At 48.5% G+C, this 305-nt stretch carries 1 protein-coding gene; it reads right to left on the reverse strand.

Translation table 11 applies throughout. The annotated features are described in order from the left end of the window. The coding region (locus tag FC26_RS12885) for a mucin-binding protein (RefSeq protein ID WP_162259977.1) at positions 1–305 on the reverse strand (305 nt) is incomplete at both ends.

The raw sequence follows: 305 nt of genomic DNA on the forward strand, positions 1-305 counted from the left end.
GTACCTGGGATTGGGTTACCTTCTGGATCAGTTGGAATCGTCGTGTATGGCACTTTGTTCTCGCCAAGTTGAGTCATCACTACCTTGAAGGTTTGATCCGCGTCGTCATCGTGATCATACGTTGCGCCTACGGTGCCATCGCTTGTCAGGTTGTATCCTTGGTTAATTACCCCTTGGATTGCCGTTGCGATTGTGCTGTGATCAACCGCTCCGTCACTGACACCTTCTACATTAATCGTGTCGAGCTTCTTACCGTTTTGATCAACGATTTCAACCGTTGCACGTTGCTTGTTTGGTGTGTAGAC

This window comes from Paucilactobacillus vaccinostercus DSM 20634 (genome assembly GCF_001436295.1).
Classification (GTDB): domain Bacteria; phylum Bacillota; class Bacilli; order Lactobacillales; family Lactobacillaceae; genus Paucilactobacillus; species Paucilactobacillus vaccinostercus.